The sequence below is a fragment of the Burkholderia sp. HI2500 genome, from assembly GCF_002223055.1.
Lineage (GTDB): Bacteria > Pseudomonadota > Gammaproteobacteria > Burkholderiales > Burkholderiaceae > Burkholderia.
In genome coordinates, this window is the sequence record NZ_NKFL01000006.1 from 346405 (window position 1) to 364992 (window position 18588).

Consider the following 18588-nt stretch of genomic DNA (forward strand, 5'->3'; position numbering starts at 1 on the left):
CCGCGCGGATCCGCCATCGAACGACCCATACAAGGCGTGCCCATGAGCCAGACCGCTGTCGATTCCAGCATCGATCATTCCGATCCTTCCCGTTTTTCTCCCATTGCCTTTCGCTCGCAGCTCGTCGCGATGATCGCCGAGCTGCTCGACGAGCCCGTCGACGAAATCGCGTCGCTCGACGATGACGAGGACCTGCTGAGCTGCGGCCTCGATTCGATCCGGCTGATGTATCTGCAGACGCGCGTGAACCGCCTCGGCTACGCGCTGACGTTCGATGCGCTCACGCGTACGCCGACGCTCGGCGCGTGGGCCGAACTGCTCGCGAATGCGCCACGCGTCGCCGCGGCGATGCCTGATGCCGAGGCGGCCGAGGTCGTCGACGTCGACGTGCATGCGCCGTTCGACCTGTCCGCGGTGCAGCAGGCGTACTGGCTCGGCCGCGGCGATGGCGAAGTGCTCGGCAACGTGAGCTGTCATGCGTTCCTCGAGTTTCGCTCCCGTGCGATCGATCCCGTTCGTCTCGACGCGGCATGCCGGCTCGTGCGCGAGCGCCATCCGATGCTGCGTGCGCGCTTCACCGGGGGCCGCCAGCAGATCGTCGCGGCGCCGGACGCGCCGGTGTTCGCGCATGCGGACTGGCGCGACAGGACGGCCGCCGAGGCGGAAACCGAATGGGCGTCGCTGCGCGCGCGCCGGTCGCACGAATGTCTCGACGTCGAGCGCGCGCAGGTCTTCATGATGGGGCTCGTGCAAATGCCCGGCGGCGAGGATCGCGTGTGGCTGAGCGTCGACCTGCTCGCGGCCGACGTGGACAGCGTGCGGCTGCTGATGCAGGAAATCGGCGCTGCCTATGCCGAGCCGTCGGCGTTGCCCGACGCACCGTCGACGTGGTTCCCGGCCTGGCTCGCGCGTCGCGCGGCCGATACGCGCGATGCGCGGGCCACGGCGCGTGATGCGTGGCAGGCGCGACTCGCTACGCTGCCGGAAGGGCCGGCGCTGCCGCTCGCCCGTGCACCGGAAACGATCCGTGCGCCGCGTTTCAGCCGCATCGCGCATACGCTGAGCACGGCCGAACTCGCGCGCCTGCAGGCACGGGCCGCGCAGCATGGCGTCACGCTGTCGTCGGTGTTCGGCGCGGCGTTCGCCGCGGTGCTCGCACGCTGGAGCGGCCGTCACGCGTTCCTGCTCAACGTGCCGTTGTTCGACCGGCACGGCGATGCGCCCGATCTCGGCCGCGTGATCGCCGATTTCACGACGCTGCTGCTCGTCGAATGCGACCTGCGCGCCGACGCGAGCGCGGCCGACGCGGTGCGCGCGTTCCAGCAGCGGCTGCACGGCGCAATCGCGCAGGCCGCGTATCCGGCGCTCGACGTGCTGCGCGATGCGCGCCGGCAGGGCATGCCGCGCGCGGCGCCCGTCGTGTTCTCGTGCAACCTCGGCGATGCGCCGTTCGTGCCCGACGCATTCGCGCGCGTGTTCGGCGATCTGCACGACATGATTTCGCAGACCCCGCAGGTGTGGCTCGACCATCAGCTCTATCGCGTGCCGGACGGCGCGCTGCTCGCGTGGGACAGCGTCGACGGCCTGTTTCCCGACGGGATGATCGATGCGATGTTCGGCGCGTATGTCGCGCTCGTGCAGGCGCTGTGCGATCGCGACTGGCGGCTGCCGATCGCCGTCGAGCTGCCGTCCGCGCAACGACGCGTGCGCGACGCGCTCAACGCGGTGCCCGCACCCGGGCGGCCGCGCACGCTGCATGCCGACTTCTTCGCATTGGCCGCGCGCGAGCCGGCGGCCGTCGCGTTGCGGTGCGGCGAGCAAGCGGTGACGCGCGGCGACCTGGCCGCACGGGCGCTCGCGATCGCGGGCGGCTTGCGCGCGGCGGGCATCGGTCACGGCGACGCCGTCGAGATCAGTCTGCCGCGCGGGCCCGCACAGGTGGCCGCGGTGTTCGGCGTACTGGCCGCCGGCGCATGCTATGTCCCGCTCGACATCGCGCAGCCCGCCGCGCGCAAGGCGTTGATCGAACGCGCGGCCGGGGTAAAGGCCGTGATCGGCGACACGACGCTCGCCGATGCAGCGTTGCCGCATGTCGGCGTCGCGGCGCTGATGCGGCACGAACCGCTGGCCGCGCCGCTCGCCGTGGCGCCGCAGGCCACCGCGTACGTGATCTACACGTCCGGTTCGACGGGCGTGCCGAAAGGTGTCGAGATGACGCACGCGGCGGCGCTCAACACGATCGATGCGATCGATGCGCTGCTCGGCGTGCATGCGCAGGATCGCTTGCTCGCGGTATCGGCGCTCGATTTCGACTTGTCGGTGTACGACCTGTTCGGCGTGCTCGGTGCCGGTGCCGAGCTTGTGCTGCCGACCCAGGACGACGCGCGCGACGCGGCGCGCTGGATCGAGCTGATCGCGCAGCATCGCGTGACGCTGTGGAATTCGGCGCCTGCGCTGCTGGAGATGGCGCTGGCGGTGCCGGCCGCGGCCGACGCGTGCCGCAGCGTGCGCGCGGCGCTGTTGTCCGGCGACTGGATCGCACTCGATCTGCCGGCGCGCCTGCGTGAACGGTGCGGCGACGCGTGTGCATTCCATGCGCTCGGTGGCGCGACCGAGGCCGGCATCTGGTCGAATGTGCAGACGGTGCGCGACGTGCCGCCGCACTGGCGTTCGATTCCGTATGGCCGGCCGTTGCCGGGGCAGGCCTATCGTGTTGTCGATGCCGACGGCCGCGACGTGCCGGACTACGTGCCGGGCGAACTGCTGATCGGCGGCGACAGCCTCGCGCGCGGCTACCGGAACGATCCCGAGCTGACCGCGCAGCGCTTCGTGCAGCAAGCGTCGGGCCGCTGGTATCGCACGGGCGACCGGGGCCGCTACTGGCCCGACGGCACGCTCGAATTCCTGGGGCGCGAGGATCGCCAGGTGAAGGTGCGCGGGCACCGGATCGAGCTGGGCGAGATCGAGGCCGCTTTGGCCGCGCATCCGCTGATCGACGGTGCGTGTGCGAGCGTGGTCGGCGGCGAGGCCGCGCGCATCGCCGCGGCATTCGTGCCGGCCGATCGCGCACCGGATGCAACACCGTCATCGCCTGTACTCGCGGAAGCGGACATTGCCGATACGCTGCACGCTGAGGCGGCCGTCGCGCGCGCGGTCGCCGCTCGGCTGCTCGACGGCGATGCGGGCTTGCCGCCGTCGCTGCGCGTGCATTGGCATGCAAAGGATGACGTATCGATGTCGATCGACGGCGCGCTCGATCGGCTTGGCTGGTTTGCCGCCGATCTCGACGACCTGACCGGCGCGCTGCGTGCGCTCGCGGCGGACCCGGAAGGCGCCGCGCGGCGTGTGCCGCTCGATCCGCGGATCGCACCGCTGGCGTTCGCGGCGCGTCTGCCGGACGGCGCACGCGCGCTGCGCGAGTTTGGCGATGCACTGCAGGCCCAGGCCGCCGCGCGCACCGAACCGATGCGGGTCGCGGTGCTCGACGCGCGCGCCGGGCAATGGTTCGATGCGGGGCTCGGCGTGCTCGACGATCCGCGCTTCGACGTGACGCTGTTCGACGCGTCGCCGGGTCTGCTGCACAACGCGCACGCGTACTTCACACGAACGATGCCGACGTTGCAGGCGACGCAGGACGGCCTGCTGCCCGCCCGCCATCTCGGCCGGTTCGATTGCGTGATCAGCTTCGCGGCGGCGCACCTGCGAGACGATCCGCGCGAGACGTTCCGGATCGCGGCAGCGTTGCTGGCGCAGCATGGCCGCCTGCTGCTCGCCGACGTGCTGCGCGATTCGCCGCTGCGCGAACTCGTCGCGGGCGTGACGGGCGATGCGTCGCTGCCGCGGCTGTTTGCACCCGACGCGCTGGCGTCGGCGGCACACGCATGCGGCTTTGCGCTGGATGATTCGCGGAGCTGGCGCTCGACTGCCTTTGCCTGCATCGACGCGCGCCGTGTCGGCGAATCGGTCGCGCAAGCGGCACTGGCCGACTGGCTGCGCGTCCGGTTGCCCGACGCGATGCGTCCCGATGCGCTGTGGTGCGTCGCGCGCTGGCCGCTCAACGCGAACGGCAAGATCGACCGGCGAGCGGTGGGCGATGCGCTCGCGCGGGCGCTTGGCGACACCCCGGCCGCACACGATGCGTTCGTGCCGGCGGACGAACGGCAGGCGACGCTGCTCGCGTGCTGGGAGCACGCGCTTGGCCGCCCGGCGAATGCGCGTGACGCGACGTTCTTCGCGCTCGGCGGCGACAGCCTGCTCGCGACGCGCCTGCTCGCGCAGCTGCGCGAGCGGCTCGGCGTGCGGGTGGGGATGGCAGCGTTCTACCGGCAGCCGACGCTCGCGGGTCTCGCCGCGCAGCTCGACGAGGCCGCACCGGCCGCGCCGCCCTCGCACGCTGCGGGCGATGCGCCGGTTGCGACGATCGAGGAGGGCGTGCTGTGAGCTTCGATGACGTGCTCGATCTTTGCCGCGAACGCCAGATCGAACTGTGGTGCGACGACGGCGGACAATTGCGCTATCGCGCGCCGGCCGGCGCACTCGATGCAGACCTGGCCGCGCGCATCAAGGCCGAACGCGATACGTTTATCCGCTTCCTGCAGGACGGCGCGTGGCGCAGCGATCCGGCGCGCCGGCACGAGCGGTTCGCGCTGACGCCGGTGCAGGCCGCGTATGTGCTCGGCCGGCATGAATCGTTCGAGTTCGGCGGCAATGCGTGCCATCTGTATGTCGAATACGGGGAGCCCGCGAATCTCGACTGCGTGCGCTTCGAGGCGGCGTGGAATGCGTGCGTCGCGCGGCATCCGATGCTGCGCGCGATCGTCGAGGACAACGCATGGCAGCGTGTGCTGCCCGACGTGCCGTGGCAGCCGCTCACGGTGCATCACCTGCGCGAGGCCGATGCGAACGCATTCGACGCGCACGTGAAACGCGTGCGCGAGCGCCTCGACCATGCGGTGCATGCGCTCGACCGCTGGCCGGTGCTGCAGCCGGAAGTGAGCCTCGGGCCGGATGGCGCGGTACTGCACCTGTCCATCGACTTCACGCTGATCGACTACGCGAGCCTGCAGTTGCTGCTCGCCGAATGGCGGCGACGCTACGACGATCCGCAATGGCAGCCCGCGCCGCTCGACGCGACGTTCCGCGATTACGTCGTCAATGAAGCCCAGGCCGGCACGCGCGCCGATCATGCGCGTGACAAGGCGTGGTGGCTCGCGCGCATCGACGATCTGCCCGCGCGGCCCGATCTGCCGGTGGTGCCCGCGATGCGTGCCGACGCGCGGCCGCGCTTCACGCACCGGCATGCGCGGCTCGATCGCGCGCAATGGGCTGCGCTGAGCAGCTACGCGAGCCGTTTCGGGCTGAGTGCGGCAAGCGTCGCGCTGGCCGCGTTCGCCGAAGTCGTCGGCCGCTGGAGCCAGTCGCCCGCGTTCTGCCTGAACCTGACGGTGCTGAACCGTCCGCCCGTGCATCCGCGCATCGACGCGGTGCTCGGCGATTTCACCGCATTGAGCCTGCTCGCGGTCGACGTAACGCAAGGGCGCGATTTCGTCGAGCGTGCGCGCACGATCGGCGCGCGCATGTTCGACGACCTCGACCATCGCGCGTTTACCGGTGTCGACGTGATGCGCGAACTCGCGCGGCGGCGCGGCAAGGATGCGGCGCTGATGCCGGTGGTGTTCACGAGCGGCATCGGCAGTGTCGGCCGCCTGCTCGGTGAGCGAACGACCCGCGCCGAGCCGCCTCTCTACATGATCAGCCAGACGCCGCAGGTCTGGCTCGACTGCCAGGTGACCGATCAGTTCGGCGGACTGGAAATCGGCTGGGACGTGCGCGACGACCTGTTTCCGGACGGCATGCCCGCGGCGATGTTCGATGCGTATGTCGCGCTGCTGGGCCGGCTCGCGGCTGAAGCCGAGTGGTGGTCGCGCGAGGGTGACATCGTGCTGCCGTCCGCCGCGCCCGCCGCCGAGATCCATCCGGATGCCGATACGCATATCGCGGCCGGCTTCGCCGCGCGGGCGTTGCGTACGCCCGAGGCGCCGGTGGTGATCGATGCACAAGGGGCGCGCACGTATCGCGACGTCGCGCAGCACGCGGCGGCGTTGCGGTCAGCGCTTGAACAAGCCGGCGTCGGCGAGGGTGACACCGTCGCGGTGCTGATGCCGAAGTGCGCGCACCAGCTCGCGGCCGTGCTCGCGATCGTCCAGGCGGGCGCCGCGTACGTGCCGGTCGACAGCCGCCAGCCGGCGCTGCGGCAGCAGGCGATCCTGCGTAATGCGCGGGTTCGGGCGGTCGTCAGCGTGCAGGCGCTCGACTTCGAACATGATGGTTGCACGCGCATCGATATCGACACGTTGCCGATCGATCCGCAATGGCCGCCGCGCGCTGCGCATGAAATCGACGGCAACGCGCTCGCCTACGTGATCTATACGTCGGGCTCGACCGGCGAACCGAAGGGCGTGATGCTGAGCCACGCGGCCGTGTGCAACACGCTCGCCGACATCAGCGCGCGCCATGAAGTGGGCGACGGCGACGTGGTGCTCGGCCTGGCCGAACTGAGTTTCGACCTGTCCGTCTACGACTTCTTCGGCGCGACCGCGCGCGGCGCGTGCATCGTGCTGCCCGATCCGGCGCGCGGCAACGATCCGTCGCACTGGGCCGAGCTGATGGTGCGCCACCGCGTGACGCTGTGGAACTCGGTGCCCGCGCAAGGGCAGATGCTGATCGACTATCTCGAAGGCGAACCGGCGCTCGACGTGCCGGGCCCGCGCCGCGTGCTATGGTCGGGGGACTGGATTCCGGTGACGCTGCCCGCACGCTGGTGGCGGCGCTGGCCCGACAGCGCGTTGTTCAGCCTGGGCGGCGCGACCGAGGCGTCGATCTGGTCGATCGAGCATCCGATCCGTGCGGCGGACACGCAGCTTGCCAGCATTCCGTACGGCCGCGCGCTGACCGGGCAGACGATGGAAGTGCTCGACGCACTCGGCCGGCCGTGCCCGCCCGGCGTGCGCGGCGAGATCCATATCGGCGGGGTGGGGCTCGCAACGGGTTACGCGAACGATCCCGTGCGCACGGCCGAACGCTTCATCCGTCATCGCGACGGGCGCAGGCTGTATCGCACCGGCGATCTTGGCCGCGTGCGCGCCGACGGTTCGCTCGAATTCCTCGGGCGGCAGGACGATCAGGTGAAGATCCGCGGCTACCGGATCGAGCTGGCCGAGATCGACGCGGCGCTGACCGCGCATCCGCTCGTCGGCGCGGCTGCAACGATCGTGCTCGGCGAAGGCGCGGAGCGCCGGCTCGCGAGCTTCGCTTCGCTGCACGGCGTGGAATCGGCGCCGAACGCACAGGACGACGCGCTGCACGAGATCGCAAAGCAGGTGCGTACGGCGTTCGCCGCCGCGCGCTGGCCCGCGCATGCGGACGTGGTGAAGTCGGTCGCCCAGCTCGAAGCGGCCTGCGTCGCGTCGCTGGCCGCGTGGATCGTGCCGGCAGGCGAGCTGATCGAGGAGGCCGCGACGGATTTCGCGACGTTGTGCGAACGGCTGCGCGTGCCGGCGGCGCGACAGCATCTGCTGCGTCACTGGCTCGCGATGCTCGACAAGCATGGCGTGCTGCAAGCGGATGCCGAAGCAGGAGGCTGGCGTCTGCGGCCCGATACCCGCCATGCCGACGCTCACGCGTGCTGGGATGCGTTTGCGCAGCACGCATCGCCCGAACTGTGGCCGGCCGTCCTCGTCGACTACTTCCGCGACAGCGCGGGACGCCTCGACGCGCAGGTGGACGGCAGTGTGTCGCCCGCCGGCCTGATGTTCCCGGAAGGCGCATCGCATATCGCCGACGCGATGTACAGCGAAGGCGAACATGCACACGCACTGCACAACGGGATGGCGCAGGCCGTGCGCGCGATCGTCGCACGCGAGCCGCAGCGACCGTGGCGCATCCTCGAGATCGGCGCGGGAACGGCCGCGGCGACACGCGCGATCGTCGACGTCCTTGCACCGCTGGTCGAAGCGGGCGCGCGGATCGACTACCTGTTCAGCGACGTGTCGAGCTATTTCCTTGCCGCGGCGCGCGAGCGCTTCGCCGCGTATCCGTGGATGCGGTTCGTGCGGTTCGACATGAACGCACCGTTCGACGCGCAGGGCATCGCGCCGCATTCGATCGACGTCACGATCAGTTCCGGCGCATTGAACAACGCGCGCGACACGGTCGCGCTGATCGCCGGATTGCGGGCGCTGTCGGCGGCCGATGCGTGGTGGGTGATCCAGGAACTGACGACCGAGCATCCGGAGATCAGCATCAGCCAGGGGCTGATGATGGAAACGCCGAACGACGCGCGTGCCGAGTCGGCGCGGTTGTTCGTGCCGCGCGCGCAGTGGCTCGAATGGCTGCAGTCGGACGGCGGCGATCGTGCGCTCGGTTGCGTGGCGCCCGGCACGCCGCTCGACGCGCTCGGCTACGACATCCTGCTCGCGCACGTGAAGCGCGGCGCGGCGCGCATCGCGCCGGACGCGCTGCTGGCGTTCGTCGCGGAGCGCGTGCCGGGCTACATGGTGCCGTCGCAATTGCGCGTGCTCGACCGTCTGCCGGTGACCGCGAACGGCAAGATCGATCGCCGTACGCTGGCCGGCATCGCCGACATCCGCGAACCGGAGCCGGCGGCCGCGCGACCCGTCCACACGCACACCGCTGCCGATCCGTTGCTGGCCCGGTTGATCGGCTTGTGGGAAGCGGTGCTCGATACGCGCAACGTCACGCCGGATCAGGACTTCTTTGCGGCGGGCGGCGATTCGCTGCTGATCGCGCAACTCGTGTCGCGGCTGCGTGGCGAGGAGCCCCTTGCGCAAGCGCATCCGTTCGACCGGCTGCTGCGCTGGGTGCTAGCCCAACCGACACCCGCTGCGTTCGCGCAATGCCTGCGCGATGCGGGCGAGCAGCAGGCGGCCGCGACATCGCCTGCTGCCCCGCGCACGACCCACGCGTCGGCGGTCATCCACGCACCTGCGCCACGCGTGCGTGCCGACGTACGCCCGATTCCGCTCGCGCCGGGCGACGGCGTGCCGCGCGTGATCGTGCACGAAGGGCTCGGCACCGTGCATGCGTATCGTCCGGTCATGCCGGCGCTCGCGCGGCTTGGCCCGGTGCTCGGCTTCGCGGTGCGCGATGCGCAGGACTATCTCGAGGTGCCGGCGCGCCACCTGAACGCGACGCTCGGCCGGCGCTATGCCGATGCGTTGTGGCGCACCGGCGTGCGCGAAGTCGACGTGCTCGGCTACTGCTCGGGCGGGCTGGTCGCGCTCGAAATGGCGAAGTCGCTGGTGCAGCTCGGCGTCGACGTGCGCACGCTGGACATCGTGTCGAGCTACCGGATTCCGTACCTGATCGAAGACGAACGGCTCGTGCTGTTCAACTTCGCGGCGACGCTCGGGCTGCCGCTCGACGCGCTCGGGTTTCCGGAAACGTACGTGCTGGCCGACGCGCTCGCCGACGCATTGAAGGCCGACCCCGCGCGTCTCGCGCCCGGCAGCCTGCAGGCACAGCTGGAAATCTTCGGCGATCGCTGCGAGCCGCTCGACGCGTTGCGCCGCCGCGTGCTGCGCGCGGCGGCCGGATTGTCGATGCAGGACGCGGTCGCGCATCCGCTGCTCGACGAACGCGAACGGCTGTACCGGCTCTTCATGCATTCGGTGCAGGCGAGCCACTGGGCCGGCGACGCGCCTTATGCGGGCGCGCTGCGGCTGTTCGTGCCGGAGCGCTGCAACCCGCTGATTCCGCAGCAGCGCGCAGCGCTCACCGAATACTGGACGGCGCAGGCGCTCGGCGGCATCACGGCCGTCGATATCCCCGGTGGTCATTTCGACTGCCTGAATACCGCGTTCGTCGACACCCGCCTGAAGGAGGCGCAATGAAGGTTCATCCGCTGCCGGTCGTCGTGGCCGGCTCACGCTTCGGCCAGTTCTATGCGGCGGGCCTCGCGGCGTCCAGCGCGTATCGTGTCGCGGGCATCCTGGGGCAAGGCAGCGCGCGCACCGCCGCGCTGGCCGCGCGTGTCGGCGCGCCCGTGTTCGATGCGCCTGAATCACTGCCCGAGGACGTGCGGGTCGCGTGCATCGCGGTCGGCGGCGCGGCGCGCGGCGCCGACGGGGCCGGGCTCGCGTGCCGGCTGCTCGAACGCGGGATCGACGTCGTGATCGAGCATCCGCTGCTGCCCGACGAATGGAGTCGCGTGCTGCGCACCGCGTCGCGCCATGGCCGCCGCTGTCTGCTCAACAGCTTCTATCCGAACCTGCCGGTCGTCTCGCGTTTCATCGCCGTCGCGCGACGGCTGCGCGAAACGAGCGCGCCCGTGCATGCGGATGTCGTGTGCTCGGTGCAGGCCAGTTTCGCGGCGCTCGACGTGCTCGCGGCCGCGCTGCAGGGCGTGGGCCCGTGGTCGGTCGAGCCGGTCGGGCCGGCGCTGTCGTCGATGCGCGAATGCGCGATGGTGCTCGCCGAAACACCCGTGTCGCTGCGTGTGCACAACGAGATGGCGGCGGCCGACGATGGCCGGATGAGCGTGCTGTTCAGCATCACGCTGACGACGGACGCCGGCACGTGGACGCTCGCGTCGCCGCACGGCCCGCTGTGGTGGGCCCCCGCGCTGCGTGAACCGGAGATCGACGAACACGGGCTGTTCCCGATCTTCGGCGAGACGGCGGGCAGCGACATGCCGAGCATCCAGATCTGCGACGACGCGCGCGACACGTGGGGCGCGATTCATGCGCGCAGCTGGCCGCAAGCGGCCGTGCGCGCGGTCGATCGGCTCGTGTCGGGCGAAGGGCTGCACGCGTGCAACCAGCGCAGCATCGACGTGACACGTGTCTGGCAGCAACTGACGATGCAGCTCGGGTTTCCGGAGCAGCCGCCGGGCGACGCACGCGCGGCCACGCTCGGCATGCTGCTGGAGCGTGCCGCATGAAGGGGCCCTTGCTTTCGATGTTGCGGCCGTTCGCGGTGCCGCTCGTCGCGGCGGTCGTTTTGCAAGCGCTGGCGGGTGTCGCGTCGCTCGTGCCGTGGCTCGCGCTCGGCCGAATCGCCGACGCGTGGCGTGCAACCGCGCGGCTCGACGCGACGGCGCGCGGCTGGCTCGTCGCGGCCGTGGTGGCCGGCGTGTGCTGGCTGGGTGGCCAGACGGTCGCGCTGCACCTGACGCACCGGGTCGACGCCGATCTCGCCGACCGCTTGCGCAGGCGCCTCGCCGATCATCTGCAACGCCTGCCGCTCGGCTGGTTCGCGCGGGCAGGCAGCGATCGCGTCGCGCGTCACGTCGACCAGGACGTGCGTGCGCTGCACCAGCTCGTCGCGCACGCACCGGCCGATGTCACGCAACTCATCGTCGTGCCGTGCGCGGCGCTCGCGTGCCTGCTTTACCTGAATCCCGCGCTGCTTGCGTTCGCGCTCGTGCCGCTCGTCGCGGGTGCCGCGCTGTTTCGCTGGATGCGTTCGGCGCGGTTCGTGCCGGCCGTCGCGTCACGCAACGCGGCACTTGAACAGCTGATGGGCGACTACGCGCAGCTCGCGCAGAACCCGGCGCTCGTGCGGCAGTACCCGGGCGCCGGCATCGAGGCGGCCGCGCTTGAGTCGACCGGGCGCTTCGAACAGGCGTTTTCGGCGTGGGTCGGCCGCGTCGGCGGGCCCGGTGCGTGCACGCAGGTGCTGCTCGGCACGCCGTTCCTGCTCGCGTGGGTCGTGTTCGGCGCGATGTGGCTCACGGCCGGCCGCTTGCCGGTGGGCGAACTGTGCGCGTTCGCGCTGCTGATCTGGGCGGTGGCCGCGCCGGTGCGCGCGCTCGGCCACGGTGCCGACGCGTTGCGCGAGGCGCGCGCGGCCGCGGCACGCGTCGATGCGTTGCTCGCACTGCCGGTCTTGCCTGAACCTGCCGTTGGCGCCGCACAGGTGCCGCGCGATGCGTCGATCGAGCTGCGCGGCGTGCGTGTCGACATCGACGGCACGCCGATCCTGCGCGACATCGACGCGTCGATCGCGGCCGGCACGACCACCGCGATCGTGGGACCGTCAGGCGCGGGCAAGAGCACGCTGCTGATGCTGCTCGCCCGCTTCATGGATCCGGACCACGGCACGGTGCGGCTCGGCGGCGCCGATCTGCGGCTGCTCGCGTCGGATACGCGGCGCGAACAGATGGCGATGGTGTTCCAGCAGGCCGCCGCGCTCGACGTGTCGATGGCCGCGAACATCGCGCTTTACCGGCCCGATGCCGATCGCGACGCGATTCGCGCGGCCGCGCGCGCGGCCTGTCTCGACGAACGCATCGACGCGCTGCCGGGCGGCTACGACTGCGTGTGCGGGCGCGACGTGCGGCTGTCCGGCGGCGAACTGCAGCGGCTGGCGATCGCGCGTGCGCTGTTGTCGCCGGCGCCGCTGCTGCTGCTCGACGAACCGGCCTCGGCACTCGATCCGCAAACCGGGCGCGCATTGCGCAATGCGCTGCGCGGCGACGCGCGCACGCGCGTGATCGTCAGCCACGATCTCGACGCGATCCGGCATGCGGACCAGATTCTCGTGATGGATCGCGGCCGCATCGTCGAGCGCGGCACGCATGCGGCGCTGCTGGCCACGCGCGGGTTGTATGCAAGGCTATGGCGCGAATGCGGTGCCGCGGGTGAGGAGGCTGCATGATGATGAAGTCGCTCAAACGTTTGCAGTGCCTGCCCGCCGAAACCCGTCGCGCGCTGTGGCGCGGGGCGGGCTGGGCGGTGGCCGCCGCATTGCTCGACGGCGCCTGCGGATTGCTGCTCGTGCCGTTGATCCGCGCATGGTTTGCCGGCGCGCAGGCGGCCGTGCTGCACTGGACGATCGCGCTCGGCGCGCTGACGCTGTGCCACGCGTTCGTGCTGTACGTCGCGCAACGCGGCGGCTATCGCGCGGGCGGCGCGCTTGCGGCCGGTCTCGTCGAGCGCCTCGTGCGGCACCTGCCGCGCATCGCATCGTGGCAGGCCGTGCGCGACAGTCATCCGGCCGGGCTGTTGCGCGGGCCGGTGATGCAGGCGATGGGGATTCCCGCGCACCTGCTCGGGCCGCTGATCGGCGCGGTCGTGACGCCGCTCGCGGTCATCGCGGGGCTCGCGTGGATCGACTGGCGCATCGCGCTGTGCGTCGCGGCCGCGGCCGTGCTGCTGTTCGCATTGCTCGAACGCGGCGGCACGCGCACGCTCGCGTTCGAGCAATCGCGCGCGGCGGGCGATCGCGACATGGCCATGCAGCTTCAGACCTTCGCCGCGCATCAGGGGCTGCTGCGCTTCGCGGGCCAGGAAGGCGAAGCGCGCGCGGCGCTGCAGCACGCATTCGACGAGCAGCATCGCCGCACGCGTGCGCTGATGCGGCGCTCGCTGCCGATCGAGCTCGGCTTCGCCGGCGCGGTGCAGGGCGTGTTCGTCGCGATGCTGGTCGGCGGCGCGTGGGCCGTCTCCGCCGGCCGGCTCGATGCCGCGACGGCCGTGGCGGTGCTCGTGCTGCTCGTGCGCTTCATCGAGCCGCTCGCGCAGCTCACGCAGCTCGACCAGGCGCTGCGCGGCGGCTGGCGCGCGCTCGACACGGTGCTCGCGGTGCTGCATGCGCCGCTTTTCGACAGCCCCGAGCGCGGCACGCCGGTGCACGATGCGAGCGTCGACGCGGTGCGCGTCGGCTACCGGTCGGCCGCCGGTGCGACGCTGCTCGACGGCGTCGACCTGCATTGCCCGGCGGGCGGCTTCGTCGCGATCGTCGGCCCGACGGGGGCCGGCAAGAGCACGCTGCTGGGCCTGCTCGCACGGCTCGACGATCCGGCCGCCGGGCGCGTGCTGCTCGGCCGCGCCGACGTGCGGCACCTGAGCGAGGCGACGCTCGCCGCGACGCGCAACCTCGTGTTCCAGGACAACGGGCTGTTTCGCGGCAGCCTCGCGTGGAACGTGCGAATGGGCCGCCCGGACGCGACCGATGCCGAGCTGCGCGATGCACTGGACGCGGTCGGCCTGCTGCGCGACGCCGAGCGGTTGCCTGACGGGCTCGAATCCGACGTGGGGCCGGGCGGCCAGTTGCTGTCGGGCGGGCAGCGCCAGCGCGCGTGTCTTGCGCGTGCGCTGCTGGCGCGTGCACCGGTGCTGATGTTCGACGAGCCGACCGCGAGCCTCGACGAACTGAGCGCGCGGCGCGTGCGCGACAGCCTCGTCGCGCTGCGCGGGCAGCGCACGCGCATCGTCGTCACGCACCAGCCGGCACTCGCGGCGGCCGCCGATACGATCGTCGTGCTCGACGCGGGCCGGGTGCGGGCGACCGGCACGCACGCGCAGCTGGTCGAGACCGACGCGTGGTATGCGACGTTCGCCCGCGCGGGGCGGCCGTCCGACGTGTCGCCGACAGCCGACGCGGACGCGGAAGCCCGGCCGGCCGAATCCGAACACTGACGTGAACAATGCGATCCGGCATGCCCGGAATCGATAGGAAAAGCCCCTCGATCGAAAAATCGCCCGCCGGTTCTATTTGATAATGAGAATGATTATCAAATACGGGGGCGTGAATGCGGTACGAGGTGCTGGAACCTGGGAGATCAAGGACGAAGGGCGCACGCGTCGCCCGTTTGGAGCGACGGCGCTGGCGTCCGTCGCTGTATCTGGGCCTGCTGATCGCCGCGCATCCGGCGGCGGCGTTCGCCGAGACGGCGCCGGCCTCTGCGCCGGCGTCCGGCGCGGAAGTCCGGAAGGAGGGCACGACCGCCGCGAAGTCCGCCGCGGGCGAGCTGAAGGCGATCTCAGTGACCGCGTCGCGCGGCGTGGCCGACGATCCGTCGGTGGCGACGGTCGGCAAGATGCCGCTGGCGTTGCGGGAGATTCCGCAGTCGGTCAGCGTGACGACGCGCGAGCGGATCGACCAGCAGAACCTGTTCTCGCTCGACGAGGTGATGCAGCAATCGGCGGGCGTCACCGTGCAGCCGTACGTGCTGCTTACCACCGCGTATTTCGTGCGCGGCTTCAAGGTCGATTCGTTCGAATTCGACGGCGTGCCGGTGGTGATCGGCGACATGGCGAGCGCGCCGCAGGACATCTCCGTGTACGAACGCGTGGAAATCCTGCGCGGCGCGAACGGCCTGCTGCACGGCTCGGGGAACCCGGCCGCGACGGTCAACCTCGTGCGCAAGCGGCCGCAGTACCAGTTTTCCGCGAACGCGAGCGTGAGCGTCGGCAGCTGGGACCGCTATCGCGCGGAAGCCGACATCGGCGGCCCGCTCAATGCGGCCGGCACCGTGCGCAGCCGGCTCGTCGCCGCGTACGAGGATCGCCATTTCTTCTACGACCATGCGAAGCAGGACACGCGCTCGATCTACGGGATCACGGAAGTCGACGTGACGCGCGACACGCTGCTCACGTTCGGCGCGCAGTATCAGACGACGCGTTCGATACCCGACATGTCCGGCGTGCCGATGGCGCGGGACGGATCGAGCCTCGGCCTGTCGCGCTCGACGTTCCTCGACACCGCGTGGGGCCACTTCGACTGGGACACGACGCGCGCGTTCGCGTCGGTCGAGCAGAAGCTCGGCGCCGGCTGGAAGGCGAAGGTCAGCGGCGAATATCAGAGCGTGCGCTCGGACCTGAAGTACGCGGGCTCGTTCGGCGCAATCAACCCGGCGACCGGCGCGGGCGGTGCGCTCACGGGCGGCGCGTACCAGTTCAGCAGCTACAGCCGCAGCCTCGACGCGAACGTGCAGGGCCCGGTGCATGCGTTCGGGCTCACGCACGATTTGCTGTTCGGCGTGACCTACGCGAACAGCAGCAGCGGGCAGATGTCGGCGCAGTTGCAGGGCAACGTGGTCGGCACGCCGGTGAACGTGTACCGCTGGAACCCGAGCAGCGTGCCCGAGCCGGACGTCGGCCCGTACCAGCAGTCGCAGCAGAACGACATCTCGCAGAAGGGCGTGTACGGGCTCGGCCGCATCAAGCTCGCGGAACCCGTCACGCTCGTGCTCGGCGGCCGGCTGAGCTGGTGGAACCAGGACAGCCTCGGCGCGCATTACAACACCGGCCACCAGTTCACGCCGTACGGCGGGTTGATCTGGGATTTCGCGCACGACTGGTCGTGGTACGCGAGCTATGCGGAAGTGTTCCAACCGCAAACCAAATCGATGTGGGGCGGCGGCATCCTGACGCCGGTGAAGGGGCGCACCTACGAGACGGGCGTGAAGGGCGAACTGGCGGGCGGCAAGCTGAACGTGTCGCTCGCGGCGTTCCGCATCGATCTCGACAACAACCCGCAGGTCGATCTCGCGCATCCGTGCGCGGGGCCGAACTGCTACTACGTGAACGGCGGCAGCGTGCGCAGCCAGGGCTTCGAATTCGAGGCGAACGGCCGCATCACGCCGTGGTGGAGCGTATGGGCGAGCTACACGTACGACACGATGCGCTACGCGGACAACCTCGCGAACGCGGGCTCGTCGTTCGCGCCGCTGCTGAACCCGCGCCACCTGTTCCGGCTGTGGACGAACTACGACCTGCCGTGGCAGGAGCGGCGCTGGAGCGTCGGCGGCGGCGTGCAGGTGCAGAGCAGTTACTCGGCGCAGGCGAACGGCGTCACGATGAGCCAGGGCGGCTACGCGCTCGCGAGCGTGCGGCTCGGCTACCGCTACGACAAGCACTGGAGCGCGGCGGTCAACGTCAACAACCTGTTCGACCGCAAGTACTACCTGAGCCTGAGCAACCCGGGCTGGAACAACCGTTACGGAGAACCGCGCAACGTGATGCTGACCGTGCGCGGGCAGTTCTGATGGCGGGCGGCTGGGGGACGCGGGCGGTGCTGGCGATCGGCGGCGTGCTGCCGGGCGCGATCGCGCTCGCGGTCACGCTGGCCCGTCATTACCCGGCCGACGGCCTGAACCGGCTCTACGCGGCCGTGCTGCTGTCGCTTGCCGCGGGCGTCGCCGCGCTGCTGTGGGTGCTCGTCGCGCCCGGGCGGCGGCAGGCCGCGTGGCGCGCGGGTGCATGGCTCGCGGTGCTCGTGCCGTGCGCGATGTGCTGGGGAGGGCGCTGACATGGACGCGTCATTGCGTTCACGCTGGCGCGCGCTGCATCGCGGCGCCGGTGCGCTGTTCGGCGTGGTGCTGTTCGTCGTGCTGTTCAGCGGCACGTGGAGCCTCGCGACCGATTCGATGCAGGGCTGGTGGCGGCCGTCGTCGGTCGCCGTCGCGCGGCCGTCGCTTTCGCTGAATGAACTCGTTGCGCGCGCAGCGGCGCTCGGCGTGCCGTTGCGCGAGGCGCGCGTCGTGCTGCCGCGACCGGACGATCCGGCGATCCGTTTCTGCGACGCGCGCCAGGCGTGCACGCTGGCGCTCGACCCGGCGACGGGCAAGCGGCTGGCCGACGGCGGACGCGCGGCGTTGCTCGTCACGCTGCACAAGACGCTGTTCGCGGGCTTTCCCGGGCGCATCTTCGTGAGCCTGTGGGGGATCGTGCTGCTCGTGCTCATCGTCGCGGGCTTGATCGTGCATCACCGGCGCTGGCCCGATGCCGCGCGCATCCGGCGCGGCAAAGGATTGCGCGCCGCGCTGTTCGACCTGCACGCGGGGATCGGCCTGTGGGGCTCGCCGTGGCTCGTGCTGTTCGCGTTCACCGGCGCGTTGTCGGGGCTCGGCGCGCTCGGCACGGTGTCGCTCGCGGGCGTCGCGTATCCGGGGCAGCCGCAGCGTGCGTTCGCCGAACTGCTCGGCGGGCCGCCGCCTGCAACAGCCGGCGGCGCGTGGCAACGCGCGCCCGATCTCGATGCGCTGCTGCGGCGCGACGCGGCGCGCATGCCGGATTTCCGGCCCGAAGCGGTCGTGCTGCATGGCTGGGGCGATGCGAACGCGCGCGTCGAGATTGCCGGTACGACCGCCGGCCTGCCGAGCACGGCGGTGTTCGAGCGTCACCTGTATCGCGCGGCGGACGGGCAATGGCTCGCGGATGCCACGTCGCGCGGCCGAGGCTTCTGGCTGCGCACCTTCATCGCGGTGCAGCCGCTGCACTTCGCGCAATACGGCTGGGTGGGGGCGATGGGCGGCGTGCTGCGCGTCGTGCATTTCCTGATGGGGCTCGCCGCGTGCGCGCTGTGCGCGACGGGGCTGCATTTGTGGATCGAGCGGCGGCGCGCGCAGCAGGATCGCTCCGCGAACGTGCTGGCCGCCGCCGCCGTCGGCACCTGCGGCGGGCTCGTGCTCGCGGGCGGCGTACTGCTGTTCGCCGGGCGTGCGTTGCCCGCTGGCGTGCACGTCGATCATGTGCTCGCGATGCTGTTCTGGGCCGTGTGGGGCGGCGCGGTCGCGCTGGCGGCGTGCGTGGCCGATCGCGCGGTCTGGCTGCGCAGGCTGATGCGCGCGGCCGGTGCCGCGTACGGGCTGGCCGGCGTGACGCACTGCGCGATTGCGCTGCTCGGCGCGGGCGAACCCGTGTACTGGCCGATCGACGCGGCACTCGTCGCATTCGGCGCGTTGCTGCTGCGTGCCGCGCGCCGTCCGCGCCGGGATGCGCTGCGGCCCGCGCGCATGCCGGCCGGCGCTGAACCTTTTTAATGTCATGCAACTGGAGACTT

8 protein-coding genes are annotated in these 18588 nt (G+C 71.1%); all 8 read left to right on the forward strand.

Annotation, left to right across the window (positions count from 1 at the left end):
* The first annotated feature begins 42 nt into the window (after positions 1–42).
* Positions 43–4440 carry a non-ribosomal peptide synthetase gene (locus CFB45_RS19305; protein ID WP_089426920.1) on the forward strand — a complete coding sequence of 1466 codons (4398 nt, stop codon included), beginning with the start codon at positions 43–45 and terminating at the stop codon, positions 4438–4440.
* Entirely contained in the window at positions 4437–9911 is a 5475-nt protein-coding gene (locus tag CFB45_RS19310; RefSeq protein ID WP_089426921.1) for a non-ribosomal peptide synthetase, read from the forward strand. The genes CFB45_RS19305 and CFB45_RS19310 overlap by 4 nt, the downstream gene beginning before the upstream one ends.
* A complete protein-coding gene (locus tag CFB45_RS19315; protein ID WP_089426922.1) occupies positions 9908–10960 on the forward strand; it encodes a Gfo/Idh/MocA family oxidoreductase in 1053 nt (350 codons plus the stop codon). Before CFB45_RS19310 ends, CFB45_RS19315 begins: the two co-directional genes overlap by 4 nt.
* Positions 10957–12678: an ABC transporter ATP-binding protein gene (locus tag CFB45_RS19320; protein WP_089426923.1), complete on the forward strand. Its 1722-nt coding sequence runs from the start codon at positions 10957–10959 to the stop codon at positions 12676–12678. Before CFB45_RS19315 ends, CFB45_RS19320 begins: the two co-directional genes overlap by 4 nt.
* The gene (locus CFB45_RS19325) at positions 12675–14441 is read left to right on the forward strand and encodes an ABC transporter ATP-binding protein (protein WP_373558415.1); all 1767 of its coding nucleotides are present in this window, start codon (positions 12675–12677) and stop codon (positions 14439–14441) included. Before CFB45_RS19320 ends, CFB45_RS19325 begins: the two co-directional genes overlap by 4 nt.
* Positions 14442–14554: 113 nt before the next feature.
* Positions 14555–16792 carry a TonB-dependent siderophore receptor gene (locus CFB45_RS19330; protein ID WP_089426924.1) on the forward strand — a complete coding sequence of 746 codons (2238 nt, stop codon included), beginning with the start codon at positions 14555–14557 and terminating at the stop codon, positions 16790–16792.
* Positions 16792–17055, forward strand: a complete 264-nt coding sequence (locus CFB45_RS19335; RefSeq protein ID WP_089426925.1) for a hypothetical protein — start codon at positions 16792–16794, stop codon at positions 17053–17055. The genes CFB45_RS19330 and CFB45_RS19335 overlap by 1 nt, the downstream gene beginning before the upstream one ends.
* Position 17056: 1 nt before the next feature.
* Positions 17057–18568, forward strand: a complete 1512-nt coding sequence (locus tag CFB45_RS19340; protein ID WP_089426926.1) for a PepSY-associated TM helix domain-containing protein — start codon at positions 17057–17059, stop codon at positions 18566–18568.
* The last annotated feature ends 20 nt before the right edge of the window (positions 18569–18588 follow it).

What these genes read in the sequence shown, in the direction of transcription:
- CFB45_RS19305 (WP_089426920.1), top strand. Translation starts at nt 43, where the DNA reads ATGAGCCAGACCGCTGTCGATTCCAGCATCGATCATTCCGATCCTTCC.
- CFB45_RS19315 (WP_089426922.1), top strand. Translation starts at nt 9,908, where the DNA reads ATGAAGGTTCATCCGCTGCCGGTCGTCGTGGCCGGCTCACGCTTCGGC.
- CFB45_RS19320 (WP_089426923.1), top strand. Translation starts at nt 10,957, where the DNA reads ATGAAGGGGCCCTTGCTTTCGATGTTGCGGCCGTTCGCGGTGCCGCTC.
- CFB45_RS19325 (WP_373558415.1), top strand. Translation starts at nt 12,675, where the DNA reads ATGATGATGAAGTCGCTCAAACGTTTGCAGTGCCTGCCCGCCGAAACC.
- CFB45_RS19330 (WP_089426924.1), top strand. Translation starts at nt 14,555, where the DNA reads ATGCGGTACGAGGTGCTGGAACCTGGGAGATCAAGGACGAAGGGCGCA.
- CFB45_RS19335 (WP_089426925.1), top strand. Translation starts at nt 16,792, where the DNA reads ATGGCGGGCGGCTGGGGGACGCGGGCGGTGCTGGCGATCGGCGGCGTG.
- CFB45_RS19340 (WP_089426926.1), top strand. Translation starts at nt 17,057, where the DNA reads ATGGACGCGTCATTGCGTTCACGCTGGCGCGCGCTGCATCGCGGCGCC.